This is a genomic window from Flexivirga caeni, assembly GCF_003724155.1.
Classification (GTDB): domain Bacteria; phylum Actinomycetota; class Actinomycetes; order Actinomycetales; family Dermatophilaceae; genus Flexivirga; species Flexivirga caeni.
This window is the reverse complement of the sequence record NZ_RJJQ01000016.1, coordinates 60326-79421: the sequence shown is the minus strand read 5'-3', so window position 1 is coordinate 79421 and position 19096 is coordinate 60326. Positions and strand designations below refer to the sequence as shown.

General features: G+C 67.5%; 23 protein-coding genes and 1 pseudogene. 12 read left to right on the top strand and 12 right to left on the bottom strand.

The genetic code is table 11. The features are described from left to right. Positions 1–43: 43 nt before the first annotated feature. Both EFY87_RS14645 and EFY87_RS14640 read left to right on the top strand, forming a co-directional pair. Complete coding sequence (locus EFY87_RS14645) at positions 44–1105, top strand: alpha/beta fold hydrolase (protein WP_123272226.1); 1062 nt, start codon at positions 44–46, stop codon at positions 1103–1105. Positions 1106–1121: 16 nt separating this feature from the next. Beyond that, entirely contained in the window at positions 1122–1427 is a 306-nt protein-coding gene (locus EFY87_RS14640) for an EthD family reductase (RefSeq protein WP_123272225.1), read from the top strand. Between the two features lie 74 nt (positions 1428–1501). Here the strand turns inward: EFY87_RS14640 and EFY87_RS14635 are convergent, their stop codons facing one another. From EFY87_RS14635 to EFY87_RS14620, 4 genes are read right to left on the bottom strand one after another with little or no spacing between them, the layout of a single operon-like run. Further along, complete coding sequence (locus EFY87_RS14635) at positions 1502–2110, bottom strand: response regulator transcription factor (protein WP_123272224.1); 609 nt, start codon at positions 2108–2110, stop codon at positions 1502–1504. Then, complete coding sequence (locus EFY87_RS14630) at positions 2107–3363, bottom strand: sensor histidine kinase (protein WP_245988658.1); 1257 nt, start codon at positions 3361–3363, stop codon at positions 2107–2109. Before EFY87_RS14630 ends, EFY87_RS14635 begins: the two co-directional genes overlap by 4 nt. Before the next feature lie 24 nt (positions 3364–3387). Next, on the bottom strand, positions 3388–4200 hold the full coding sequence (locus tag EFY87_RS14625) for an ABC transporter permease (RefSeq protein ID WP_123272223.1): 813 nt from the start codon (positions 4198–4200) through the stop codon (positions 3388–3390). A gap of 2 nt (positions 4201–4202) precedes the next feature. Continuing rightward, complete coding sequence (locus tag EFY87_RS14620; RefSeq protein ID WP_245988657.1) at positions 4203–5144, bottom strand: ABC transporter ATP-binding protein; 942 nt, start codon at positions 5142–5144, stop codon at positions 4203–4205. Positions 5145–5250: 106 nt separating this feature from the next. Between EFY87_RS14620 and EFY87_RS14615 the strand changes: the two genes are divergently transcribed. Together EFY87_RS14615 and EFY87_RS14610 are read left to right on the top strand one after the other, a co-directional pair. Next, complete coding sequence (locus tag EFY87_RS14615; RefSeq protein ID WP_148043357.1) at positions 5251–5562, top strand: DUF6703 family protein; 312 nt, start codon at positions 5251–5253, stop codon at positions 5560–5562. A 6-nt stretch (positions 5563–5568) separates the two neighbouring features. After that, positions 5569–5976, top strand: coding sequence for a Fur family transcriptional regulator (locus EFY87_RS14610; protein WP_123272221.1), 408 nt, complete (start codon positions 5569–5571; stop codon positions 5974–5976). Between the two features lie 10 nt (positions 5977–5986). Here EFY87_RS14610 and EFY87_RS14605 read toward each other — a convergent pair whose 3' ends face one another. Both EFY87_RS14605 and recO read right to left on the bottom strand, forming a co-directional pair. Continuing rightward, a complete protein-coding gene (locus EFY87_RS14605) occupies positions 5987–6760 on the bottom strand; it encodes an isoprenyl transferase (protein ID WP_123272220.1) in 774 nt (257 codons plus the stop codon). Next, positions 6757–7506, bottom strand: a complete 750-nt coding sequence (gene recO, locus EFY87_RS14600; RefSeq protein WP_123272219.1) for a DNA repair protein RecO — start codon at positions 7504–7506, stop codon at positions 6757–6759. The genes EFY87_RS14605 and recO overlap by 4 nt, the downstream gene beginning before the upstream one ends. 72 nt (positions 7507–7578) lie before the next feature. On the opposite strand from recO, the gene EFY87_RS14595 reads away from it, so the two are divergent. Both EFY87_RS14595 and EFY87_RS14590 read left to right on the top strand, forming a co-directional pair. Further along, positions 7579–9129 (top strand): phytoene desaturase family protein, encoded by a 1551-nt coding sequence (locus tag EFY87_RS14595; protein ID WP_123272218.1) that lies wholly within the window; start codon positions 7579–7581, stop codon positions 9127–9129. A 32-nt stretch (positions 9130–9161) separates the two neighbouring features. Next, positions 9162–9803 carry an alpha-ketoglutarate-dependent dioxygenase AlkB gene (locus EFY87_RS14590; RefSeq protein WP_123272217.1) on the top strand — a complete coding sequence of 214 codons (642 nt, stop codon included), beginning with the start codon at positions 9162–9164 and terminating at the stop codon, positions 9801–9803. Positions 9804–9821: 18 nt separating this feature from the next. Here the strand turns inward: EFY87_RS14590 and EFY87_RS14585 are convergent, their stop codons facing one another. Continuing rightward, complete coding sequence (locus EFY87_RS14585; protein ID WP_158607660.1) at positions 9822–10379, bottom strand: GNAT family N-acetyltransferase; 558 nt, start codon at positions 10377–10379, stop codon at positions 9822–9824. A gap of 82 nt (positions 10380–10461) precedes the next feature. Between EFY87_RS14585 and EFY87_RS14580 the strand changes: the two genes are divergently transcribed. Next, positions 10462–10953, top strand: a complete 492-nt coding sequence (locus EFY87_RS14580; RefSeq protein ID WP_158607659.1) for a serine hydrolase — start codon at positions 10462–10464, stop codon at positions 10951–10953. A gap of 39 nt (positions 10954–10992) precedes the next feature. Continuing rightward, positions 10993–11319, top strand: coding sequence for a hypothetical protein (locus EFY87_RS14575; RefSeq protein ID WP_148043355.1), 327 nt, complete (start codon positions 10993–10995; stop codon positions 11317–11319). 4 nt (positions 11320–11323) lie between these two features. Here the strand turns inward: EFY87_RS14575 and EFY87_RS14570 are convergent, their stop codons facing one another. Continuing rightward, positions 11324–11800, bottom strand: a complete 477-nt coding sequence (locus tag EFY87_RS14570) for a hypothetical protein (protein WP_123272213.1) — start codon at positions 11798–11800, stop codon at positions 11324–11326. A gap of 88 nt (positions 11801–11888) precedes the next feature. Between EFY87_RS14570 and EFY87_RS14565 the strand changes: the two genes are divergently transcribed. Together EFY87_RS14565 and EFY87_RS14560 are read left to right on the top strand one after the other, a co-directional pair. Next, complete coding sequence (locus EFY87_RS14565; protein ID WP_158607658.1) at positions 11889–12686, top strand: maleylpyruvate isomerase N-terminal domain-containing protein; 798 nt, start codon at positions 11889–11891, stop codon at positions 12684–12686. Between the two features lie 2 nt (positions 12687–12688). After that, the gene (locus tag EFY87_RS14560) at positions 12689–13429 is read left to right on the top strand and encodes a nucleotidyltransferase domain-containing protein (protein ID WP_123272211.1); all 741 of its coding nucleotides are present in this window, start codon (positions 12689–12691) and stop codon (positions 13427–13429) included. Positions 13430–13442: 13 nt separating this feature from the next. Here the strand turns inward: EFY87_RS14560 and leuA are convergent, their stop codons facing one another. Then, positions 13443–15197 (bottom strand): 2-isopropylmalate synthase, encoded by a 1755-nt coding sequence (gene leuA, locus EFY87_RS14555; protein WP_123272210.1) that lies wholly within the window; start codon positions 15195–15197, stop codon positions 13443–13445. A gap of 352 nt (positions 15198–15549) precedes the next feature. Between leuA and EFY87_RS14550 the strand changes: the two genes are divergently transcribed. Next, positions 15550–17022: an HNH endonuclease signature motif containing protein gene (locus EFY87_RS14550; protein ID WP_158607657.1), complete on the top strand. Its 1473-nt coding sequence runs from the start codon at positions 15550–15552 to the stop codon at positions 17020–17022. Positions 17023–17161: 139 nt separating this feature from the next. Next, positions 17162–17245, top strand: a pseudogene (locus EFY87_RS21390) (HNH endonuclease); the annotation flags it as partial. A 200-nt stretch (positions 17246–17445) separates the two neighbouring features. Here EFY87_RS21390 and EFY87_RS14545 read toward each other — a convergent pair. From EFY87_RS14545 to EFY87_RS14535, 3 genes are all read right to left on the bottom strand, one after another. Next, positions 17446–17841: a type II toxin-antitoxin system VapC family toxin gene (locus tag EFY87_RS14545; protein ID WP_123272208.1), complete on the bottom strand. Its 396-nt coding sequence runs from the start codon at positions 17839–17841 to the stop codon at positions 17446–17448. Next, the gene (locus tag EFY87_RS14540) at positions 17828–18064 is read right to left on the bottom strand and encodes a FitA-like ribbon-helix-helix domain-containing protein (protein WP_123272281.1); all 237 of its coding nucleotides are present in this window, start codon (positions 18062–18064) and stop codon (positions 17828–17830) included. Before EFY87_RS14540 ends, EFY87_RS14545 begins: the two co-directional genes overlap by 14 nt. A 79-nt stretch (positions 18065–18143) precedes the next feature. Continuing rightward, complete coding sequence (locus tag EFY87_RS14535) at positions 18144–19076, bottom strand: class I SAM-dependent methyltransferase (protein ID WP_158607656.1); 933 nt, start codon at positions 19074–19076, stop codon at positions 18144–18146. Positions 19077–19096 lie beyond the last annotated feature (20 nt).

Below are 19096 nucleotides of genomic sequence, written 5' to 3'. Positions count from 1 at the left end.
GCCCGTTCTCAGCACACTTCATCTGGATAAGGAGCACCTCGGCATGATCGACAACCCCTTCTACAGTCACGAGTTCCACGGCGACTACGACCTGATCAGCATCGGCGAACTCGGCCTCGAGGAGGGTGGCGCCATACCCGACTGTCAGCTCGCCGTCGCGACCTTCGGCACCCTCAACGAGGCCAAGGACAACGCCATCCTGATCCCGACGTGGTATTCGGGTACGCACCAGATCTGGCGGGATGTCTACATCGGTCCCGACCACGCGCTCAACCCCGAGAAGTACTTCATCGTCTCGGTCAACCAGATCGGCAGCGGCCTGTCCACTTCTCCGCACAACGCGGACGAGGCCAACGCATCGATCGCCATGTCGAAGTTCCCCCACGTAACGATCGGGGACAACGTGGTCGCGCAGGAGCGCCTGCTGCGCGAGCACTTCGGCATCGACCGGCTGGCGCTGGTGGTCGGCGGCTCGATGGGAGCCCAGCAGACCTACGAATGGGCGGTCCGGTTCCCGGACAAAGTGCTACGCGCTGCACCGATCGCGGGCACCGCGCAGAACACGCCGGGCGACTACCTGATCGCGGAGGCGATGCGCGAAGCGACCGTGTCCGACCCTGGCTGGAACGGTGGCGAATACAGTTCGAACGCCGACGTACTGGGCGGACTGACCCGCCAGGCGCACATCTGGGCGGTGGTCGGCTTCTCCACCGAGTTCTGGAAGCAAGAGGTATGGCGGGCGCTGGAATTCGACTCCAAGGAGGCCTTCCTGGCCGGCTTCCTCGAGCCGTACTTCACTGCCATGGACCCGAACGACCTGCTCACCCAATCCTGGGCCTGGCAGCGCGGCGACGTGGCGCGGCACACCGGCGGCGACTTGGCGGCAGCCCTGGGCCGCATCACCGCCAAGATGTTCGTCATGCCCATCGACGAGGACCAGCTCTTCCCGGTGCGCGACTGCAAGCCTGAGCAGCAGCTCGTGCCAGGCAGCGAACTGCGCGTCATCAACGATGTGCTCGGTCACCTCGGCCTGTTTGGAGTCGCACCGACGTATATGCCGCAGATCGACCAGCACCTCGGCGAGTTGCTCGCCACCGAGGTCTGACACCGAAGGACACACCATGCCCCAACTGGTCGTCGCCTACGGCAAGCCGGACGACCCGGCCGCATTCGACAGCTACTACACGTCCACCCACCAGCCGCTCGCCGACAAGATTCCCGGGGTCACCAGTTGGCACGCGGGTCACTGCGCGGCCCCGGACGGGTCCGAACCGCCGTACTACGTCGTCGCGGTGCTGAACTTCGCATCACAGGAGGCACTGTCCGCCGGACTTGCGTCCCCGGACGGGCAGGCCGCCGCCGCCGACATCGCCAACTTCGCCACCGGCGGCGCGACCATGCTGGTCATCGACGACCTCGTCGGCTGACGGCAATCACGACCAGCCGAAGGACGGCAATCAGAATCAGGTTGTGACGCGAAGATGAGGAACGAATCTTCGCGTCACAACCAGCCGTTGGACTCGGCGATCTGGGCCGCCTCGGCCCGGGTGCGCGCACCGGTCTTGCCGATCACTGCGGACAGGTGGTTGCGGATCGTTCCCTCGGAGAGGAAGAGTTCGGCGGCGATATCGGCGACCGTGCCGCCACCGCGGGCAGCGCGCAGCACATCGGTCTCGCGTGCCGTCAGCGGTGACTCCCCCGCGATGAGGCTGTCGGTGGCGAGCGCCGGGTCGACAACGCGCAAACCTTGGTGCACGCGGCGGACCGCGTCGGCGAGTTCACGCGCAGGTGTGTCCTTGACGACGAAACCCGCTGCACCGGCTTGCAATCCGCGGCGCAGATAGCCCGGGCGACCGAAAGTGGTCACGATCAGCACGCGCACGTCCGGCAGCACCTTGCGCAGTTCAGCGGTGGCGGTGATGCCGTCCATGCCGGGCATTTCGACGTCCATCAGGACCACGTCGGGTCGCGCGTCGAGCGCCGCAGCAACGACCTCAGTGCCGTCCCCGACCTCGCCCACGACTGTCAGGTCGCTCTCGAGCTCGAGAAGGGCTGCGAGCGCGCCTCGCACCAGCGCCTGATCGTCGGCGAGCAGCACCCTGATCGTCATGTGAACGCCCCTCCGGACCGGTGCCCGACGGTATGCCGGGGCGTGTCCTCGTCCGGTGTGACCTCGACCATCGGTGCTTCGGCCTTGGTGGCGACGGTGACCGAGAACCCGTGTGGCTCGACCGGCCGGGTGATCACGACCGCACCGGCCGCGGACGCGCGCTCGCGCAACCCGGCCAACCCGTTGCCGACGACTACGGACCCAGCGCCGATTCCGTTGTCCTCGACCGTGATCGAGCCGGGTCCGACGCTGATCGTGCAGGTCGTCGCGCCGCTGTGCCGCAGCACATTGGTGACGCATTCGCGCACCGTCCAGGCGAAGGGCTCCACCAAGTCGGCCGGCACTTGGTCCAGCGCAGTCGGCGTGCGCGCGGTGATGCCGGCAGCGGCGAACGCCTCCTTGGCCCGGGCCAGCTCGCCGGACAGCGAGATCTCCCGATAGCCCTCGACCGCCCGCCGCACATCGGCGAGCGCGGTGCGGGACAGCCGTTCCAGATCGGCCACTTCCGCGCGGGCACGCTCGCCGGCGCCGGCGTCGAGCAGCCGGCCGGCCAACTCGGACTTGACCGTGATGACCGTGAGCGAGTGCCCGAGGATGTCGTGCAGGTCGCGCGCCATCCGGTTGCGCTCCTGTTGCACCATCAGCTCGGCGTTGACCCGCCGCGTCTCGCGCAACTGGTGCTGACGACGGCCTGCCGTCATACCGATCGTGATCGCAAATGCACCGAAACCCAGACCGATGTAGCTGGTCCCGTCGGCCTTCCAGCCCGGAAGCGCCCACAGGAACGGATAACAGACGCCGACCAAGATGACGATCAGCCAGCCGCGTTGCAGGCGCAGTGTCCATAGCCCGGACAGCGCGAAGAAAATGACCGCAGCGTAACCGGGCTGGCCAGCTGCGACGACACAGAGCGCGGCGATGAGGCCGAGCAAGCCGTAGCGAGCCAGGTCTCTCGGGCGCGGCCGGAAACCAGCGGGGTTGGTGAGCCGGAAGAACGCTGCGCGGCATTCGTAGAAGTGCCTCAGGTATGTCACGCAGAAGAGCGGCACCGCCACGGTCCCCAGCACCCCACGTGGGGTGTCGATGTGGCGGACCGACGTGACGAACGGGCCGAGCATCCAGAAAAGCCACACCCCGGACCAGAAGATCATGATCAGGTGGTCCCTGCGGCTCTCGACCTGCTCCTCCTCGCGCGCGGCAGCGGCCGACCCCGCAGGACACTGCGGGGCCGGCCGTTGCGCTTCGTCGTTCATCGTCGTCAGTCTGTCAAAGTCGGCTCAGACGCGGCTGGTGTCGCTGCGGAAACGCCATACCGCACCGGCCGCGAAGAGGCCGATCCAGACGACCCCGCTGACCAGCCACATGACGTTGAAAGATCCCCCGAGCAGCGGGTAGCGCGCGATCTGCGACAGGCCCCACATCGGTGTGAACGACGCAACATTCTGCATCGTGTGGCTCATCACCGCCAGCGGGTAGAAGATTCCACCGGCAAAGGCCAGCAGAGAGATACCCGGCCCAAGGATCTGCATGGCGTTCTCCGACGGCACCAGATAGCCGACGAAGAGTCCGAGCGACGCAAACAGCCCACCGGCAAGCCAGCTCAGCACGAAGGTCAGCGGCCACGCACCGGTGGACATGGACGCTCCGGTGCTCGCGCCGATCACGAAGACGACCAGCACCGGCAGCGCGGCGGCGATCAGGGCGGTGAGCACCTTCACGCCGATGTATGCCGGACCGGTCAGCGGTGTCAGCCGCAGCTGTCGGCTCCAGCCCTGTGCCCGTTCGACCGCAACGCTGGCGCCGATCGCGCAGGATGCGGCGAGCGCGCCGTACAGGGCGAAGCTGATCATCTCGTAGGACTTGGGGTTGAAGTTGGTGCCCGGCCACCGGCCGGACTGCGGAACCCCGAACGCCACGTAGAAAACGACCGGCAGCAGCATGGTGAAGATCAGCGTGCGCTTGTTGCGCAACACCCGCAGCAGTTCGATCCGCAGCAGCCGGCCGTTGAATCCGCCTCGGCCGGGCACCCGGCGCTCCAGGTCGATCCGCTCGTCGACGGGTAGTGCTCTCGGTGCAGTGACATCAGTCATCGTCAGGCTCCTTGCTGCTCGTCGCTGGTGAGGGCGATAAATGCGTCTTCGAGACCACGTGCGGTGATCTCGACGTCGCGGGCGTTGGTGTTGGCGAAGAGGTAGCGGGCGACCGCGTCGCTGTCCTTGGAGTGCAGCGACACCGAATCTCCTTGGAGTTCGACCGAATCCACGCCGGGTATGGCGGCCAGCTCGCGGTCGCTCAAGCCGGTGATGGTCGCGCGGACCGTGCGGCCCGTGGCCATCGACTTGATGTGCGCGCCGGTGCCGTCGGCGACGATCTCCCCTTTGCGGAGCAGAACGATCCGGTCGGCATACTGGTCGGCCTCCTCCAGGTAGTGGGTCGCGAACAAGACCGTGCGGCCACGTTGCGCGTCCTGCCGGATCGCACCCCAGAAGTCCCGGCGGCCGGTGACGTCCATCCCGGTGGTCGGTTCGTCGAGGATGACCAGCGCCGGGTCGGAGACCAGCGCCATGGCGAAGCGCAGCCGCTGCTGCTGCCCACCGGAGCACTTCTGCACCTTCCGGTCCGCGATATCGGCGATGCCGGCACGCTCCAGGCACTCCTCGACCGAGCGGGTCTGCACGAAGAGGCTCGAGGTCAGGTCGACCGTCTCCCGGACCGTCAGATCCTTGAGAAGGCCGCCGGTCTGCATGACGGCGGCAACCAGGCCGCGGCCGATCGCGTCCCGCGGCGACATGCCGAAGACCCGTGCGGTGCCTGCATTGGGCATCGACAAGCCCAGCATCATGTCGATGGTGGAGGTCTTGCCCGCGCCGTTCGGCCCGAGGAAGGCGACGATCTCGCCCTGCTGCACGGTCAGGTCCAGTCCGCGGACCGCCTGCACCGAGCCGAAATGCTTCTCCAGGCCGACGAGTTCGATCGCCGGCGCGGTTTGCAGGGCCTGCTTGTCCAGCTGGTTCTGCGCATCTGTCTTCATCATGCCGACGACTCTGCCGGATCCGCGGCCTCCGCGGTCATGTTGTGGGTCATGTCGTGCCCATGACATCGGTCATGGATCGTCCCGGGCAGCAGATATCCTGGTGGTGATGTCTGCTCCTTCTCGCCCGTCCGTCGCCTCGTCACCACTTCGCGTGCGCGTCGAGCACGCCAGCGACCCGTTGTTGCGGCGCATCGCCACCGCACCGCGGGCGTTGCCCGTCCTGATCGTGCTGCTGTTGCTGGTCGTCGGCGCCGTCTTCCGCGGCGTCGTCGGCACGGTGTGCTTCGGCCTGTGCGGGCTGCTGGTGGCCTGGCTGCTCTATCTCGCCTGGCCCCGCATCGCGCCCATCGAGCGGATGATGCGCGGCGCGGTGCTCCTGCTCGCTGTCGCTCTGGCCGTCGTCAGTGCCGGGATGTGAGAGGCCATGTCCGCCAAGCAGCCCATTGCCCGCCGTACCACCCGGCAGCAGGTTGCCGTCGCCGAGCAACTGCGTGACCAGACCGACTTCGTCTCGGCCCAGGAACTGCACGCTGCCCTCAAGACGGCCGGAGAATCCGTAGGCCTGGCAACGGTTTACCGGATCCTGCAAAACATGGCGTCCGAGGGTGAGGTGGACGTGCTGCGCGCCCCCGACGGCGAGGCGATCTACCGGCGCTGCAGCACCGGGCACCACCACCACCTCGTCTGCCGCTCCTGTGGGCGCGCCGTTGAGGTCGAGGGTCCGCAGGTCGAACGCTGGGCCGCGGCGGTCAGCACCGAACACGGCTTCACCGACGTCGAGCACACCGTGGAGATCTTCGGCACCTGCGCCGACTGCACCGCCAAGGGCTGATCGGGCGGGGTCAGGCCTTCGCGGCGTCGACCGCGCCGCCGAAACGGCGGTCCCGCTCCGCGTAGATCTGGATGGCGCGCCACAGGTCCAGCCGGTCGAAGTCCGGCCAGAGCGTGTCGAGGAAGACCAGCTCGGCATACGCCGACTGCCACAGCATGAAGTTGCTGGTGCGCTGCTCTCCGGAGGACCGCACGAACAGATCGACATCCGGCATGTCGGGCCAGGTCAGGTTGCGGGCGATGGTCTTCTCGCTGATCGCCGACGGTTTGAGCTTGCCGGCCTGCACCTGTTCGGCAATCCGCCGGGTGGCGTCGGCGATCTCGGCCCGGCCACCGTAGTTGACGCACATCTGCAGGGTCATCACCGTGTTTCCGGCGGTGATCTCCTCCGCGCGCTGCAACTCCTTCAGCACCGAACGCCACAACCGGGGTCGCTGCCCCGACCAGCGGCAGCGCACCCCCCAGGAGTGCAGCAGATCCACACGGCGGCGGATGACGTCGCGGTTGAAGCCCATCAGGAAGCGCACCTCGTCGGGCGACCGGCGCCAGTTCTCGGTCGAGAACATGTATGCCGACAGGTTTTTCACGCCCGCCTCGATGCAGCCGGCGATCACGTCGATCAGCTGCGCCTCGCCGGCCTCGTGTCCCTTGGTGCGGGGCAGCCCGCGCTGGTTGGCCCACCGGCCGTTGCCGTCCATGACCAGCGCGATGTGCTCGGGCACCAGCCGCCCGGGTATGGCGGGCGGGCGCGCACCGCTCGGGTGCGGGAAGGGCAGTGTGCTCATCGGGTCGATCCGACGGGGCTGGTGCGATCCACGAGACGCAACGATCGCACACCGCGCTCCAGGTGCCACTGGACGTATGCCGCGACCAGGCCACTCGCCTCCTTGCGGGAGGCCGCCGCGCTGCCGTCCGCGACCGCCCAGTCCGCGGTCAGCAGGGCCGCGAGCAGCACGAAGGTGTCCGGGTCGGGCGCGGAACTGCCCGGCATCCGGCAGGCGGAACAGACCGCACCGCCGGACGCCAGGTTGAACCCGCGGTGCGGCCCGGGCGCGCCACAGCCGGCACAGTCGGCGAAGCTGGGCGCCCAGCCCGCAATGGCGACAGCACGCAGCAAGTAGGAGTCGAGCACCAGACCCGGCTCGTGCTCGCGATGCGCCAGAGACGCCAGGCCACCGGCCAGGAGGTTGAACTGCTGCGGCGCAGCCTCCCGCTCCTCGATCAGCCGCTCGGCGGTCTCCAGCATGGCCGTCGCCGCGGTGAAGGCGGCATAGTCACGGGTGAGGCGCTCGCCATACGGTGCGATGATCTCGGCCTGAGTGACTGTGTCGAGCGAACGGCCCTCGTAACACTGCAGATCGACGATCATTCCCGGCTCCAGGCGAGCGCCGAACTTCGACTTGGTCCGGCGCACTCCCTTGGCCACCGCGCGCACTTCGCCCCGCCCGCGGGTGAGCATGGTGACGATGCGGTCCGTCTCCCCCAGCTTGTGGGTGCGCAGCACGATGCCGACGTCGCGATAAGTGGCCATGACCGATCCATTGTCGCCGACAGCGCCGAGAACCTCGCGCAGGCACGCGGGCCCGCGTCATACCCTTGCGCCATGTCTCGCTCTCGGTATGACGCCATCATCGTCGGCGGCGGTCACAACGGCCTGACCGCCGCCGCCTATCTCGCTCGTGCGGGCAAGTCCGTGCTGCTGCTGGAGCGCCAGGACCATCTCGGCGGTGCGTCCGTGTCGGCCGAGGCATTTCCCGGCACCGGAGCGCGGCTGTCCCGCTACTCCTACCTCGTCAGCCTGCTCCCGCAGCAGATCATCGATGACCTCGGCCTGCGGATCACCTTGAAGCGCAGGCGTTTTGCGTCATACACACCGGTGCCGGATGGCGACCGAGGGCTGCTGGTCGACCACGGCGACGTCGCTGCCACGCAGGCATCGTTCGAATCGATCGGCGCAGGCTCCGACGTGGCTGGGTGGGACACGTTCTACGCACGTGCTGCCCGTATGGCGCAGGTGCTCTGGCCGACGGTGACCGCTCCGCTGCAACGCCGTTCGGCGATTGCCGAGACGCTCGGCGACGCATCGATCGTGCACGACTTCCTCGACCGGCCGCTCGGCGAAGTGATCGAGTCGAGCGTGCACGATGACCTGGTGCGCGGCGTGATCCTGACCGACGGGCTCATCTCGACCTTCGCGCAGGCACACGGCACCGATCTGCAGCAGAACATCTGTTTCCTCTATCACGTGATCGGTGGCGGCACCGGCGACTGGGACGTGCCGGTCGGCGGCATGGGTGCGGTGTCCGGTGCGCTCGAGCAGGCGGCACGCGACGCCGGCGCCGAGCTACGCACCGGGTGCGAGGTCACCAGCGTCGATGACGGCACGGTGCACTGGCGAGACCACGACGACGAGGTTGTCGCGGACGCGGGCCAGGTGCTCTGGGCGGCAGCCCCCGCCGTGCTCGACCGGCTGCTGGGCAGCGCCCCAGGGCCGGCCGAAGGCGCTCAGGTCAAGGTCAACCTGCTGCTGCGGCGGCTGCCGGCGTTGCGTGAGCAACGCATCGATCCTGCGGCTGCGTTCGGTGGCACGTTCCACATCAACGAGACCTACTCAGGGCTCGAAACCGCTTACCAGCAGGCGGTTTCCGGGACCATCCCGTCGCCGATGCCGGCCGAGATCTACTGCCACTCGCTGACCGATCCGACGATCCTGTCACCCCAGTTGCGGGAGTCCGGCGCGCAGACGCTCACGGTCTTCTCGCTGCAGACACCGGACCGGTTGATCCAGGGCGGCGATGAGGAACGCGCGAAATTGCAGCGGTCTGTGCTGGATTCACTGTCCAGCGTGCTCGCCGAGCCGATCGACGACGTCGTGCTGACCGATCCGACGGGTGCGCTGTGCGTGGAGACCAAGACGACACGTGATCTGCAGGACGCGCTGTGGATGCCGGGAGGCAACATCTTCCACGGACCCCTTTCCTGGCCATGGGCATCGGACGACGAACCGCTGGACACTCCGGCGCAGCGCTGGGGTGTGGCCACCCGCGAGGGCCGGATCCTGTTGGCAGGAGCGGGTTCTCGTCGCGGTGGCGGCGTGAGCGGGCTCGGCGGATACCACGCCGCCCGCGCTGCATTGGAAGCGGGCGAGAACTAGACATACGTTCGATCGGTGCCTACCCTGAGCAGATGAACATGGCTCTGCAGGGTTCGTTGCTCGACCAGGTCGACGAGATCGGGCTGCGCCCCCTGGACGGCGCAATCCGGCGGATCCCCCTCACCCGCGGCGCGTGGCTCGACCTGCGGCCCGGCTGGCTCACCGGCGCCGACGAGTTGTTCGCCCGGCTCACTCAGGGCGGCAGCGCGGGCGTCGGCTGGCGGGCGGAACGGCGCCAGATGTATGACCGGGAGGTCGCAACCCCGCGGTTGCTGCGCTTCTATCACCAGCACGAGACGCTGCCCGATCCCGTTCTGACCCAAGCACGTTCGGCGCTTTCCGCACACTACGCGGACGAGCTCGGCGAGCCCTTCACGACCGCGGGCATGTGCCTCTATCGCGACGGGCGCGACTCCGTGGCGTGGCACGGCGACCGCATCGGCCGGTCAAGCACGCAGGACACCATGATCGCCATCGTCTCGATCGGTCATCCGCGCACCTTCGCGATGCGGCCGGTGGGCGGCGGCGCGTCCGTGCGCCATACCCTCGGGCACGGCGACCTGGTCGTCATGGGCGGTTCGGCGCAGCGAACATGGGAGCACGCCATTCCGAAGACCAGCAAGCCGGTCGGACCGCGCATCAGCATCCAGTTCCGGCCGTATGACGTGCGGTGAATCGCCGGCCCCGCGCCGTCAGAGGTCGGCGCGGACCTTCCCGAAGACCACCAGATCGACGCGTCCGCCGTGCACGAAACCAGCCGAACGCAGCACGCCCTCCTCGCGATATCCCGCGGCGAGCGCCGCTCGCTGAGAGCCGAGATTGCCTGTGGCTGCACGGATCTCGACACGCTCCATCCCCTGGTCGCGGAGCGCCCAGTCGCCCAGCAGCCGCGCCGCCCTCGCGGCCAAACCACGCCCTCGGTGCTCCGGCGCCACCCAGTAGCCGATCTCGGTGGTCCGGCCACGCCACGACGTCTTCTTCAGGTCGATCATCCCGGCGAACGCACCGTCGTGCTCGATCGCGCGGACCACACCATCACCGCTGCGCCAGGTCGTTTCCGCACCCAAGGTGACGAATTCGCGAGCATGGGACTCGTCATACGGGTCGGACAGCGGAAGCCATCGCTGGGTGAGCGCGTCGCGGCACGACCGCACGATGGCGGGCACATCCGCCACAACCGGCGGGCGCAACACCAGCGATCCCTCCCGCAACGCGACATCCGCGAATCTCGGGGTGTCCGGCTCGATCATCACGCGAGTGTGACACACGGATCTACCTGGCAATATGCTGCGTTTTCGCTGAGATTTCCCCGACTCGATGCGAGGCCCCGACATGACCGCACAGCCCGGCAGCCGCACGCCGACGCTGACCCGTCGCCTGGTCCTCGCCGGCGGCATATCCACTGTGGGAGCGACCCTGCTGGTGCCCGCGCCAGCGCACGCCGCGAGTCTCACCGCAGCACAACTGACCGCCCGGCTGAAGGCCTACCAGCGCACCAGGGGTGGAACTTTCAGCGTCGCGCTCTACGACTGCCGGAACGGCAAAACCTTTACCTACCAGGGAACTTGGCGCAATGAGACGCTCAGCATCATCAAGGTCTTGATCCTGGCGACCGTGCTGCGCCGCTGTCAGGAGCGCAAGGTCAACCTCACCACCGCGCAGCGCGCGCAGGCAAAGGCGATGATCACGCGGAGCGACAACACCGCCACCAATGCGCTGCTCACCTGGGCCGGAGTGTCGAACGTCCGCCGGGTCGCAGGGCTCTACGGCTTGAAGAGCACCGTCATACAGGGCGGCACGACAGCGGGCGCCACCAGCTGGTGAGGATATTCGACGACTACGGCGCAAGACCAGATCGTGCTGATGACCGGTGTCGTATGGGGCACGACCGTGCTCACCGTCGCCAACCGTGACTACCTGAAAAGCCTGATGGCCCAGGTGATTCCGGCACAACGATGGGGCGTCTGCACGCCGCCGCTGCCGACCAGCAATGCCTGGAACACCAAAAATGGCTGGGGTCCGCGCCCCGGCGGCTACCGGCTCAACTCGCTCGGCCACATCGGCGGTCACGGGCACAACTACAACGCCGTCATCCTGAGCCGGGCACCACGCGGTTTCTATTACGGCCGCGACACCGTGGGCGGCGTGTCGAGAATCCTCTATGCCGCGATGGCCGCGCCGTTGCGCTGAGTTGTCAGGACACGACGACAATCACGACCACGATCACGAGGATGACTACCAACAGCCAGACGCCCGGCCGCTTCTGCTTGACCGGACCCATCCGGCCCTTCATGAACTGGATCATCGGCGAGGCGTAGAACACTTCCACCTGCTGCCCGGGCTGAGCGTCGAAGTCGTATGACGCCTGGCCGTATTTCACGATCCAGGTCGCCTCGGCCCTGACCGTATGGCGACCGGGCGGCACGGGAATCGTGTTGAGCCCGTATGCCGCACCTACCGGGAAGCCGTCGATGAACACCTTCGGTGTCAGCATGCTGGCGGTCAGCGGACTGCCCTGCAAGGTCAGCAGCAGCAGTCCACCGGCGCCGCCTCGCGGTTGCTGCGGCGGCGGTGCCCCCTGCCACTGGCCGGGAGCTCCTTGCCACTGGCCCGGCAGCGGTGTGCCGGTCGGTTGCTGAGGCTGATTCGCCGGATCCCCTGGGTGCGTCATACGGCGGAGCATATTGCACATGGCGCAAAGTCGACCGGAAGCTTTTCTGGTGGCCCGCCGTCGGTCCTGCGCCGTACTGTCCGTCGGTATGGCGACACCCGACTTCCTGGCCACCATCCGCGACGAGTCCACCCGTTTCCGCGACGTCCTCACGGGCGCCGACCCCGACACAGCCGTGCCCACGTGTCCGGACTGGACAGCCGACGACCTGCTCTGGCATCTCACCGAAGTGCAGTGGTTCTGGGGCACGATCGTGTCCCAGAACGTCGCAGACCCGGAGTCGCTGGAGCACCCCGAGCGGCCCGATGGCCACGACGCGCTGCTGCGCGCATTCGACGACGCACAGCGCGAGCTGACCGCTGCACTGCGGGACACCGCGAGCGACGAAACTCGCTGGATGTGGACCGCCGATGCTGCGCTGCACACGGCCGGCTACATCGCCCGCCGGCAGGCACACGAGGCGTTGATCCATCGGGTGGATGCCGAACTCACCTCCGGCGCAACGGTTTCCGGGATCGATCCGACCCTGGCGGCGGATGGCGTGGATGAGATCGTGGCGGTGATGTACGGCCGGGAGCACCCCCTGCTGACGTTCGCTGCAGCCGCGGGCAGCGTGATCGAGCTGGTCGCGACCGACGCCGGCCGTCGCTGGATGCTTCAGCTGGGCCGCGAGACCGCGACGCTGCCCGAATCCGGCGAGCGCATCGATGACCCCAACTTCCGCCCGGCTCCCGATGCCATCCCCGCGGCCACGATCTCCGGCACGGCCGCCGACCTCGATCTGTGGCTCTGGAACCGCCCCACGGCGGGCACCCTGGCACGGAGCGGCGATGCGCAGGCGTTGGCCGCGATGGACGACGTGCTCCTCCGTGAGGGTGTGAAGTAGCGATGGAAGGCGTGGCCCGACCGTTCTGGAGCGAGCAGGCCGTCCGGGTGGCCGACGCTTGTGTCGCGAACGTGCACGACCTGGTGGGCGTGTACCTGCACGGTTCGGCTGCGCTGGGCGGTTTCACGCGGTCATCGGACCTGGACATCCTGGTGGTCGCGGACGGCTCTGTCACCGGTGTCGCACCCGTTTTATTGGCGTGCGCGACGCCGAGTGCGCTGGAGTTGTCCATCGTGTCGCGGGCTGCGGCGGCGACACCACTTGCGCCATACCCGTTCCGGCTGCACATCGCCGGCCCGGCGAGGATGTCGGAGGACACCGGCGAAGGCGACCCCGATCTCGCCGCCCACTACGCCGTATGCCGTCAATCGGCCATCGCGTTGTTCGGACCGCCGCCGCAGGACATCTTTGGCGCCGTGTCCCCGCACGCGCTCGTCGGCTACTTCGTCGGCGAATTGAGGTGGGGTCTGCAGTATGCCGATCAGCGCTACGCGGTGCTCAACGCGTGCCGTGCAGTTGCATTCGCTTCCGGGGGACGCCTGCTGTCGAAGATCGACGGTGCCGACTGGTGGGTAAGTCGATTTGGACCGAATCCGCTTGTTTCCCAAGCAAAATCGGCGCAGCTCGCCGGCCAGCCACTCGGTCCGGCGGACAGTGCGGCAGCGGAATTCGTGGCACGCGCCATCGGACTGCTCGAAGCTTCCGCTAGACAGATCGCGCGATATGGCGCGCGATCTGTCTAGCGCCATCTCCGGATCAGACTTCGGAGTCGGCCTCGGCATCCCGCTCGGCGCGGTTGACTGCCGAAAGGATGGCGGTCAGCGAAGCCTTCACGATCGAGCTGTGGATGCCGACACCCCAGATGACCCGGTCGCCGATGGCGCACTCAAGGTATGCCGCTGCGCGCGCGTCACCACCGGTCGACAACGTGTGCTCGGCGTAGTCCAGCACTCGCACGTCGACACCTATCGATGCCAGCGCGTTGGTGAAGGCGTCGATCGGGCCGTTGCCGTCGCCCTCGACCGTGATCTGTTCGCCGTGGTCGGACATCGTCGCAACGATGTGGTCCCGGCCGTCCTCGCCGCTCTGCAGGCTGTGCGTGATCGGCCGGAAGCGCCCCCAGGCGGCCTCACCTTCGCCGGTGCTGGGCAGGTATTCGTCCTGGAACGCATCCCACAACTGGTCCGGGGTGACCTCGCCGCCCACGGTGTCCGTGCGCTGCTGCACCACGCCGCTGAACTCGATCTGCAGCCGGCGCGGCAGGTCCAGCTGATGTTCGGCCTTGAGCAGGTAGGCAACGCCGCCCTTGCCGGACTGGCTGTTGACGCGCACCACCGCTTCGTAAGAGCGCCCGACGTCGTGCGGGTCGATCGGCAGGTAGGGCACGCCCCAGACGAGCTCATTGATGGACTTGCCGGTCTCCGCCTCCTGACGAGCCATGTCGGCGAAGCCCTTGTTGATCGCGTCCTGGTGCGAGCCCGAGAAGGCGGTGAAGACCAGGTCCCCGCCATACGGGTGCCGCTCGTGGACCGGCAACTGGTTGCAGTGCTCGACGGTGCGCCGGATGTGGTCGATATCGGAGAAGTCGATCTGCGGGTCGATGCCCTGGCTGAACAGGTTCAGCCCCAGGGTGACCAGGTCGACGTTGCCGGTGCGCTCGCCGTTGCCGAAGAGGCAGCCCTCGATGCGGTCGGCACCGGCCTGGTAGCCGAGTTCCGCTGCGGCGACACCGGTTCCGCGGTCGTTGTGCGGGTGCAGGCTCAGCAGCACCGACTCGCGCCGGTCCAGGTGGGCCGACATCCACTCGATCGAGTCGGCGTAGACGTTCGGGGTTGCCATCTCGACGGTGGCGGGCAGGTTGACGATCATCTGGTGGTCCGGCGTCGGGTCGATGATCTCGATGACCTCGTTGCAGATCCGGGCCGCGAACTCCAGCTCGGTGCCGGTGTAGGACTCGGGCGAGTATTCGTAGTAGAGGTCGGTCTCGGGGACCGTTTCCTCCAGCTTCTTGGCCAGTCGCGCCGCCTGGGTGGCGATGTCGACGATGCCGTCCTCGCCCAGCCCGAAGACCACCCGGCGCTGCAGGATGCTGGTGGAGTTGTAGAAGTGCAGGATGACTTGCTTCGCGCCCCGGATCGCGTCGAAGGTCCGCTCGATCAGCTGGTCGCGGCACTGGGTCAGCACCTGGATCGTCACGTCGTCGGGTATGTGTCCGCCCTCGATCAGTTCCCGGACGAAGTCGTAGTCCGTCTGGCTGGCGCTCGGAAAACCGACCTCGATCTCCTTGTAGCCCATCCGGACCAACAGGTCGAACATCCGCATCTTGCGCTCGGAGTTCATCGGGTCGATCAGCGCCTGGTTGCCGTCGCGCAGGTCGACAGCGCACCAGCGAGGTGCCTTGGTGATGATCTTGCCGGGCCACTGCCGGTCGGGCAGGTCGACCTTGATCTGTTCGTGGAAGGGCACGTACTTGCCGACCGGCATCGACGTCGGCAGCTGAGGGTGCTTCATGGTGGGGCTCGTCTTTCGGTGGGTGCTGGGCTTCGGCCCGGGCAGCAGAACCTCCGCGACGAGGAAGGCCGAAGGTCAGGCCCCGTCGCGGCACCGAAGGAGAAGCGAGTATGCCGAGCGCACGTCCTGCACCATACGGCACCATCTGAGCGCTGTCCACGGGCCGGGCGGGGCGTCCGGCATTCGGACAGATGCCTACCCGTCAGTAAGTGTCCACCCGGCGCGCTTGCTGGCGAGGACCCGCGCCCACCCACCAGCAAGTGCCCACTCGGCGCAGTTGCCGATGCGGGGCCGCCATACATCGCGCGACGGACCGCGGAGGGCTGTCGGTGCTCGGTGTTTGACTAGACGCATGATCGAAACATGTCCGACGAAACCGCTCAGTGGCGGCACCGTCACCGACTCGCCGCACGAGCCGGCGCGCAACGCCGCCATGGCGAGCGCGCGAGATGAGCTGGCAGTCATCGGCGGTCAGCTGAACGACGGCCATGCCCGGCTCATTGCGCTGATGCGCCGGGTGCTGGCGGATGAACTCTGGTGCGGTGTCGGCTTGAAGTCGCCGGAGCAGTGGCTGACGGCATACGCCGGGCTGACCTGGTCGTCCGCCCACGACATCGTCCGCATCGCCGAGCGCTCGGTCGAGTTGCCCAATATGCAGCGGCTGCTGGACGACGGCACCCTCAGCCTTGGACAGGCAGCGGTGGTCGCGAAATACACTCCCACCGATTTCGACGCAGATGTGGCCGAGTTCGCCTCCTACACAACGGTCACCCAGTTGCGCCGGGCCTTGTGCCGCTACGAGTTCAACGCGGACTCCGCGGCGGCAGCCGCATCCGGCACGGAAAGCGCGCTACTTCCCGGCGACGCCGCGGACCATGCCGAGCACGTCGACTCCGCATCCGATGCCGTCATCGACAGCGCCCCGGCACCGTTCGACCCGGCGACTGCGCCGCCCCGGCTTGACATGCGTTATGCCGCTGGACGATTCGTGCTGTCCTATGACGCGCCGGCCGACATCGGTGCGCTCGTCGAGCAGGCGCTGCTGGAAGCCAAGGACGAACTCTTCCGTATCGACACGCCCGGTGAAGCGAGCCGAAATCGCGGCGCCGCCTCATTCGGCGCGGCAATGGGTCTGATGGCGCAGCGCTCGCTGGACACGGGCGCACCCATCGGCCACTCCCGTGCCAGCCGCTACCGCGTCTACCTGCACCTGGACACCTCCGGCAACAGCTGGCTCAACAAGCGATCCGCGATTCCGCCGGCGCTGCGCGACCGGATTGTCTGCGATGGCGTCATACAGCCGGTATGGGAGACCGACGGCAAACCGGTCAGTGTCGGTCGCGCTCAACGCATCGTTCCGGCCCGGACCCGTCGCCTACTCGAAGACCGCGACCGCGGATGCCGCTATCCGGGCTGCCTGGCAATGCACCACCTGGAATGCCATCACCTCGACCACTGGATCGACGGCGGACAGACCGATGCCGACCGGATGGTCATGCTGTGCCCGTTCCATCACGACGAGCACCACCGCGGCACCTTCGTCATGGTCGGCGACCCCAGCAGACCGGACGGCATCATCTTCACCGCACGCGACGGCAGCAGACTGCGACCCCACTTCAGACCAGATGCGTTGCCTTCTCCGCGAGACGACGGTCAGCGGCGCACGCGGTATGCCGGGCCAGTGAACGAGAAACTCCACTTGTCTCTCGTGCGGTTCTACCCACGCCCACCCGAGCCCGAACGGCCACGACAGCCAATGCCGATGGCGGACGGCGCACGATCGCTCGGCGACCCGCCGCGGGACGACCCGTCACCCGGTCCGTGAGACGGACGGCTCGCCATACGAGCGGTAGCGCAAGTCAGTCGGTTCGAACCTGCGTCGCGCCGCAATCAGCGGGCGTCGGCCCACCACAGGTGGAGCGTCGACGGGGTCCGTGGAAGGGGTATGACGAGAAGGATCCCGACTGGAGTTACGTCGGGAGTGCTCTGGTGAACATCGCGTCGATAACGGGCTGCTCCTGCGCTCGGATGTGCACACCCTCTTCGACGACGAGGCTACCTCGGCATCGACGACACATTCCGGCTACCCGTCAGTCCGGCGCTCCGTCGAGACTGGGGCAGCGGCAAGGATTTCTACGACCGCACGGGTGAGCCGATCACGCTGCCGGATCGTCGCCCGGACCGGCCGGACCGCGACGCAGTCACTGGCACATGGACACGGTCTTTCGCGCCCCCTGAGCCACGGCGATCACACCTGCAAGACTTCGATCGCGCACTGCGGGCCCGGCGCGTTCGCCAGGCGCTTGTCCGCCGTCACCAGCGTCGCAGCGAGTGCTTCCGCAAGCGCAACATACACCGCGTCGTACGACGACAGGTTGTCGCGCAGCTCCCAGCATCGATCGAGCAGGGCCGCATTCGGATACCGTCGCATGGGCATCAGCCGCAGATCGTTCAGGGCCAAGCGCGCCTTGGCCGGCGTCAACTCGCCCGCGCCCACCTTCCGGCGCAGCACTGACATCACTTCGATATCGACCAGCTCGGGGTCAGCGAGCTCCTCGCCGCGAAGTCGCTGGGTAGCGGTCGCCACCTCCGTGACCTCGCCGACGAGCGTCGCTACCACGACGCTGGCATCAACGACGATCACGTTCTTCGCGCAAGATCGCCACTGCCTCCGCCATGCGAACGCTCCCACCGCTGCCGGCCCGGGCCGCTGCCCGGTCGAGGATCTCGTCGAGGCTCGGCGTTCGTGCCTCCTCCTCCAGGCGCGTACGCAAGTACTCCTGCAGGGACTGGTGCGCCGCTGCGGCGCGCGACCGCAGCACGGCGTGCGCCTCGTCGGAGACGTTCTTGATCTGAATGCTGGGCATGGCGCCATTGTGGCGCCACGAGCCACCAGGGTCCAGCCTCGGCCGTTCTGCACCTGGCCAGAGCCGCGACGGGGTGTCATCACCGGCCGTGGCGACGGCCACACCAGACCGCCGCGCTGCGTCGGATGCAAAACCCCGGGCGCTCGTCGACCGCGGCAGTCACCCGGCGTCGGAACTCTGACCGGGCAGTGCCAGGCAGTCCCTGCGTGAATGCTCCGGCGCCGTGACTGGTCAGCCACTGCCAGTAGTGCTCACCGTTGCTCACTGGCAGGCGCACCTCGACCGTCACCCCCTGAACATCCCGCAGTCCCGCTTCTAGCAGCAGAGCCTCTTCATCGGCGTAGTTCCCGCCGGCGTGACGGCCATGCCCATCAGCGAAGTGACGGCGAAAGTCGTTGACAATCGGGCGAATCGGGTCGTCCCACGGGTCGGGTAAGTCGTCCGCGCGCCCCGGCACGACGACGGCCACGAGGCCACTGCTGCGCACGACGCGGACCATCTCCCGCATCACCTGTTGCGGATCGGGCACGATATGTATGACGAACGCCGAAACCACCGCGTCGAAAGCCAAGTCCCGAAACGCAAGCCGTTGAGCGTCCATGACAGCGGTTCCGATCCGGGTCCGCTCCCGCGCCAACAGCTGCATCATGCGTGGGGCGGCGTCCACGGCGATCACCTCGGTACAGCCGTGCGTCAGCGCCTCCTTGGCGAGTGCTCCACGCCCGGCGCCAACGTCCAGCACCTCAGCGAATCGACCGATGCCGAGCGCCGTTGCCGTCTCGCGAGCGAACGACGCAAAGAATGGCGCTGCCTCGTCATACCGATCCGCAACATCATTGAAATAGAGCACCGGATCTCCAGCCATGCCCACGACAGTCGCGTCGGCCACTGATATCGGCAACCGAATTAAGTGGCCGAACCGCACCAGCACGGACCCGAGACACAGCGTCATCTGCACGCGAAGAGCTATCCGGCCGGCGCCATACAACCTGCGGACGATGTCCGACGGCACGCACTCCGTCACACTGGTGA

Bases quoted from the DNA above. Each gene is read 5' to 3' on its own strand.
- EFY87_RS14645 (WP_123272226.1), top strand. From the start codon at position 44: ATGATCGACAACCCCTTCTACAGTCACGAGTTCCACGGCGACTACGAC.
- EFY87_RS14640 (WP_123272225.1), top strand. From the start codon at position 1,122: ATGCCCCAACTGGTCGTCGCCTACGGCAAGCCGGACGACCCGGCCGCA.
- EFY87_RS14635 (WP_123272224.1), bottom strand. From the start codon at position 2,110: ATGACGATCAGGGTGCTGCTCGCCGACGATCAGGCGCTGGTGCGAGGC.
- EFY87_RS14630 (WP_245988658.1), bottom strand. From the start codon at position 3,363: ATGAACGACGAAGCGCAACGGCCGGCCCCGCAGTGTCCTGCGGGGTCG.
- EFY87_RS14625 (WP_123272223.1), bottom strand. From the start codon at position 4,200: ATGACTGATGTCACTGCACCGAGAGCACTACCCGTCGACGAGCGGATC.
- EFY87_RS14620 (WP_245988657.1), bottom strand. From the start codon at position 5,144: ATGATGAAGACAGATGCGCAGAACCAGCTGGACAAGCAGGCCCTGCAA.
- EFY87_RS14615 (WP_148043357.1), top strand. From the start codon at position 5,251: ATGTCTGCTCCTTCTCGCCCGTCCGTCGCCTCGTCACCACTTCGCGTG.
- EFY87_RS14610 (WP_123272221.1), top strand. From the start codon at position 5,569: ATGTCCGCCAAGCAGCCCATTGCCCGCCGTACCACCCGGCAGCAGGTT.
- EFY87_RS14605 (WP_123272220.1), bottom strand. From the start codon at position 6,760: ATGAGCACACTGCCCTTCCCGCACCCGAGCGGTGCGCGCCCGCCCGCC.
- recO (WP_123272219.1), bottom strand. From the start codon at position 7,506: ATGGCCACTTATCGCGACGTCGGCATCGTGCTGCGCACCCACAAGCTG.
- EFY87_RS14595 (WP_123272218.1), top strand. From the start codon at position 7,579: ATGTCTCGCTCTCGGTATGACGCCATCATCGTCGGCGGCGGTCACAAC.
- EFY87_RS14590 (WP_123272217.1), top strand. From the start codon at position 9,162: ATGAACATGGCTCTGCAGGGTTCGTTGCTCGACCAGGTCGACGAGATC.
- EFY87_RS14585 (WP_158607660.1), bottom strand. From the start codon at position 10,379: ATGATCGAGCCGGACACCCCGAGATTCGCGGATGTCGCGTTGCGGGAG.
- EFY87_RS14580 (WP_158607659.1), top strand. From the start codon at position 10,462: ATGACCGCACAGCCCGGCAGCCGCACGCCGACGCTGACCCGTCGCCTG.
- EFY87_RS14575 (WP_148043355.1), top strand. From the start codon at position 10,993: ATGACCGGTGTCGTATGGGGCACGACCGTGCTCACCGTCGCCAACCGT.
- EFY87_RS14570 (WP_123272213.1), bottom strand. From the start codon at position 11,800: ATGACGCACCCAGGGGATCCGGCGAATCAGCCTCAGCAACCGACCGGC.
- EFY87_RS14565 (WP_158607658.1), top strand. From the start codon at position 11,889: ATGGCGACACCCGACTTCCTGGCCACCATCCGCGACGAGTCCACCCGT.
- EFY87_RS14560 (WP_123272211.1), top strand. From the start codon at position 12,689: ATGGAAGGCGTGGCCCGACCGTTCTGGAGCGAGCAGGCCGTCCGGGTG.
- leuA (WP_123272210.1), bottom strand. From the start codon at position 15,197: ATGAAGCACCCTCAGCTGCCGACGTCGATGCCGGTCGGCAAGTACGTG.
- EFY87_RS14550 (WP_158607657.1), top strand. From the start codon at position 15,550: ATGATCGAAACATGTCCGACGAAACCGCTCAGTGGCGGCACCGTCACC.
- EFY87_RS14540 (WP_123272281.1), bottom strand. From the start codon at position 18,064: ATGCCCAGCATTCAGATCAAGAACGTCTCCGACGAGGCGCACGCCGTG.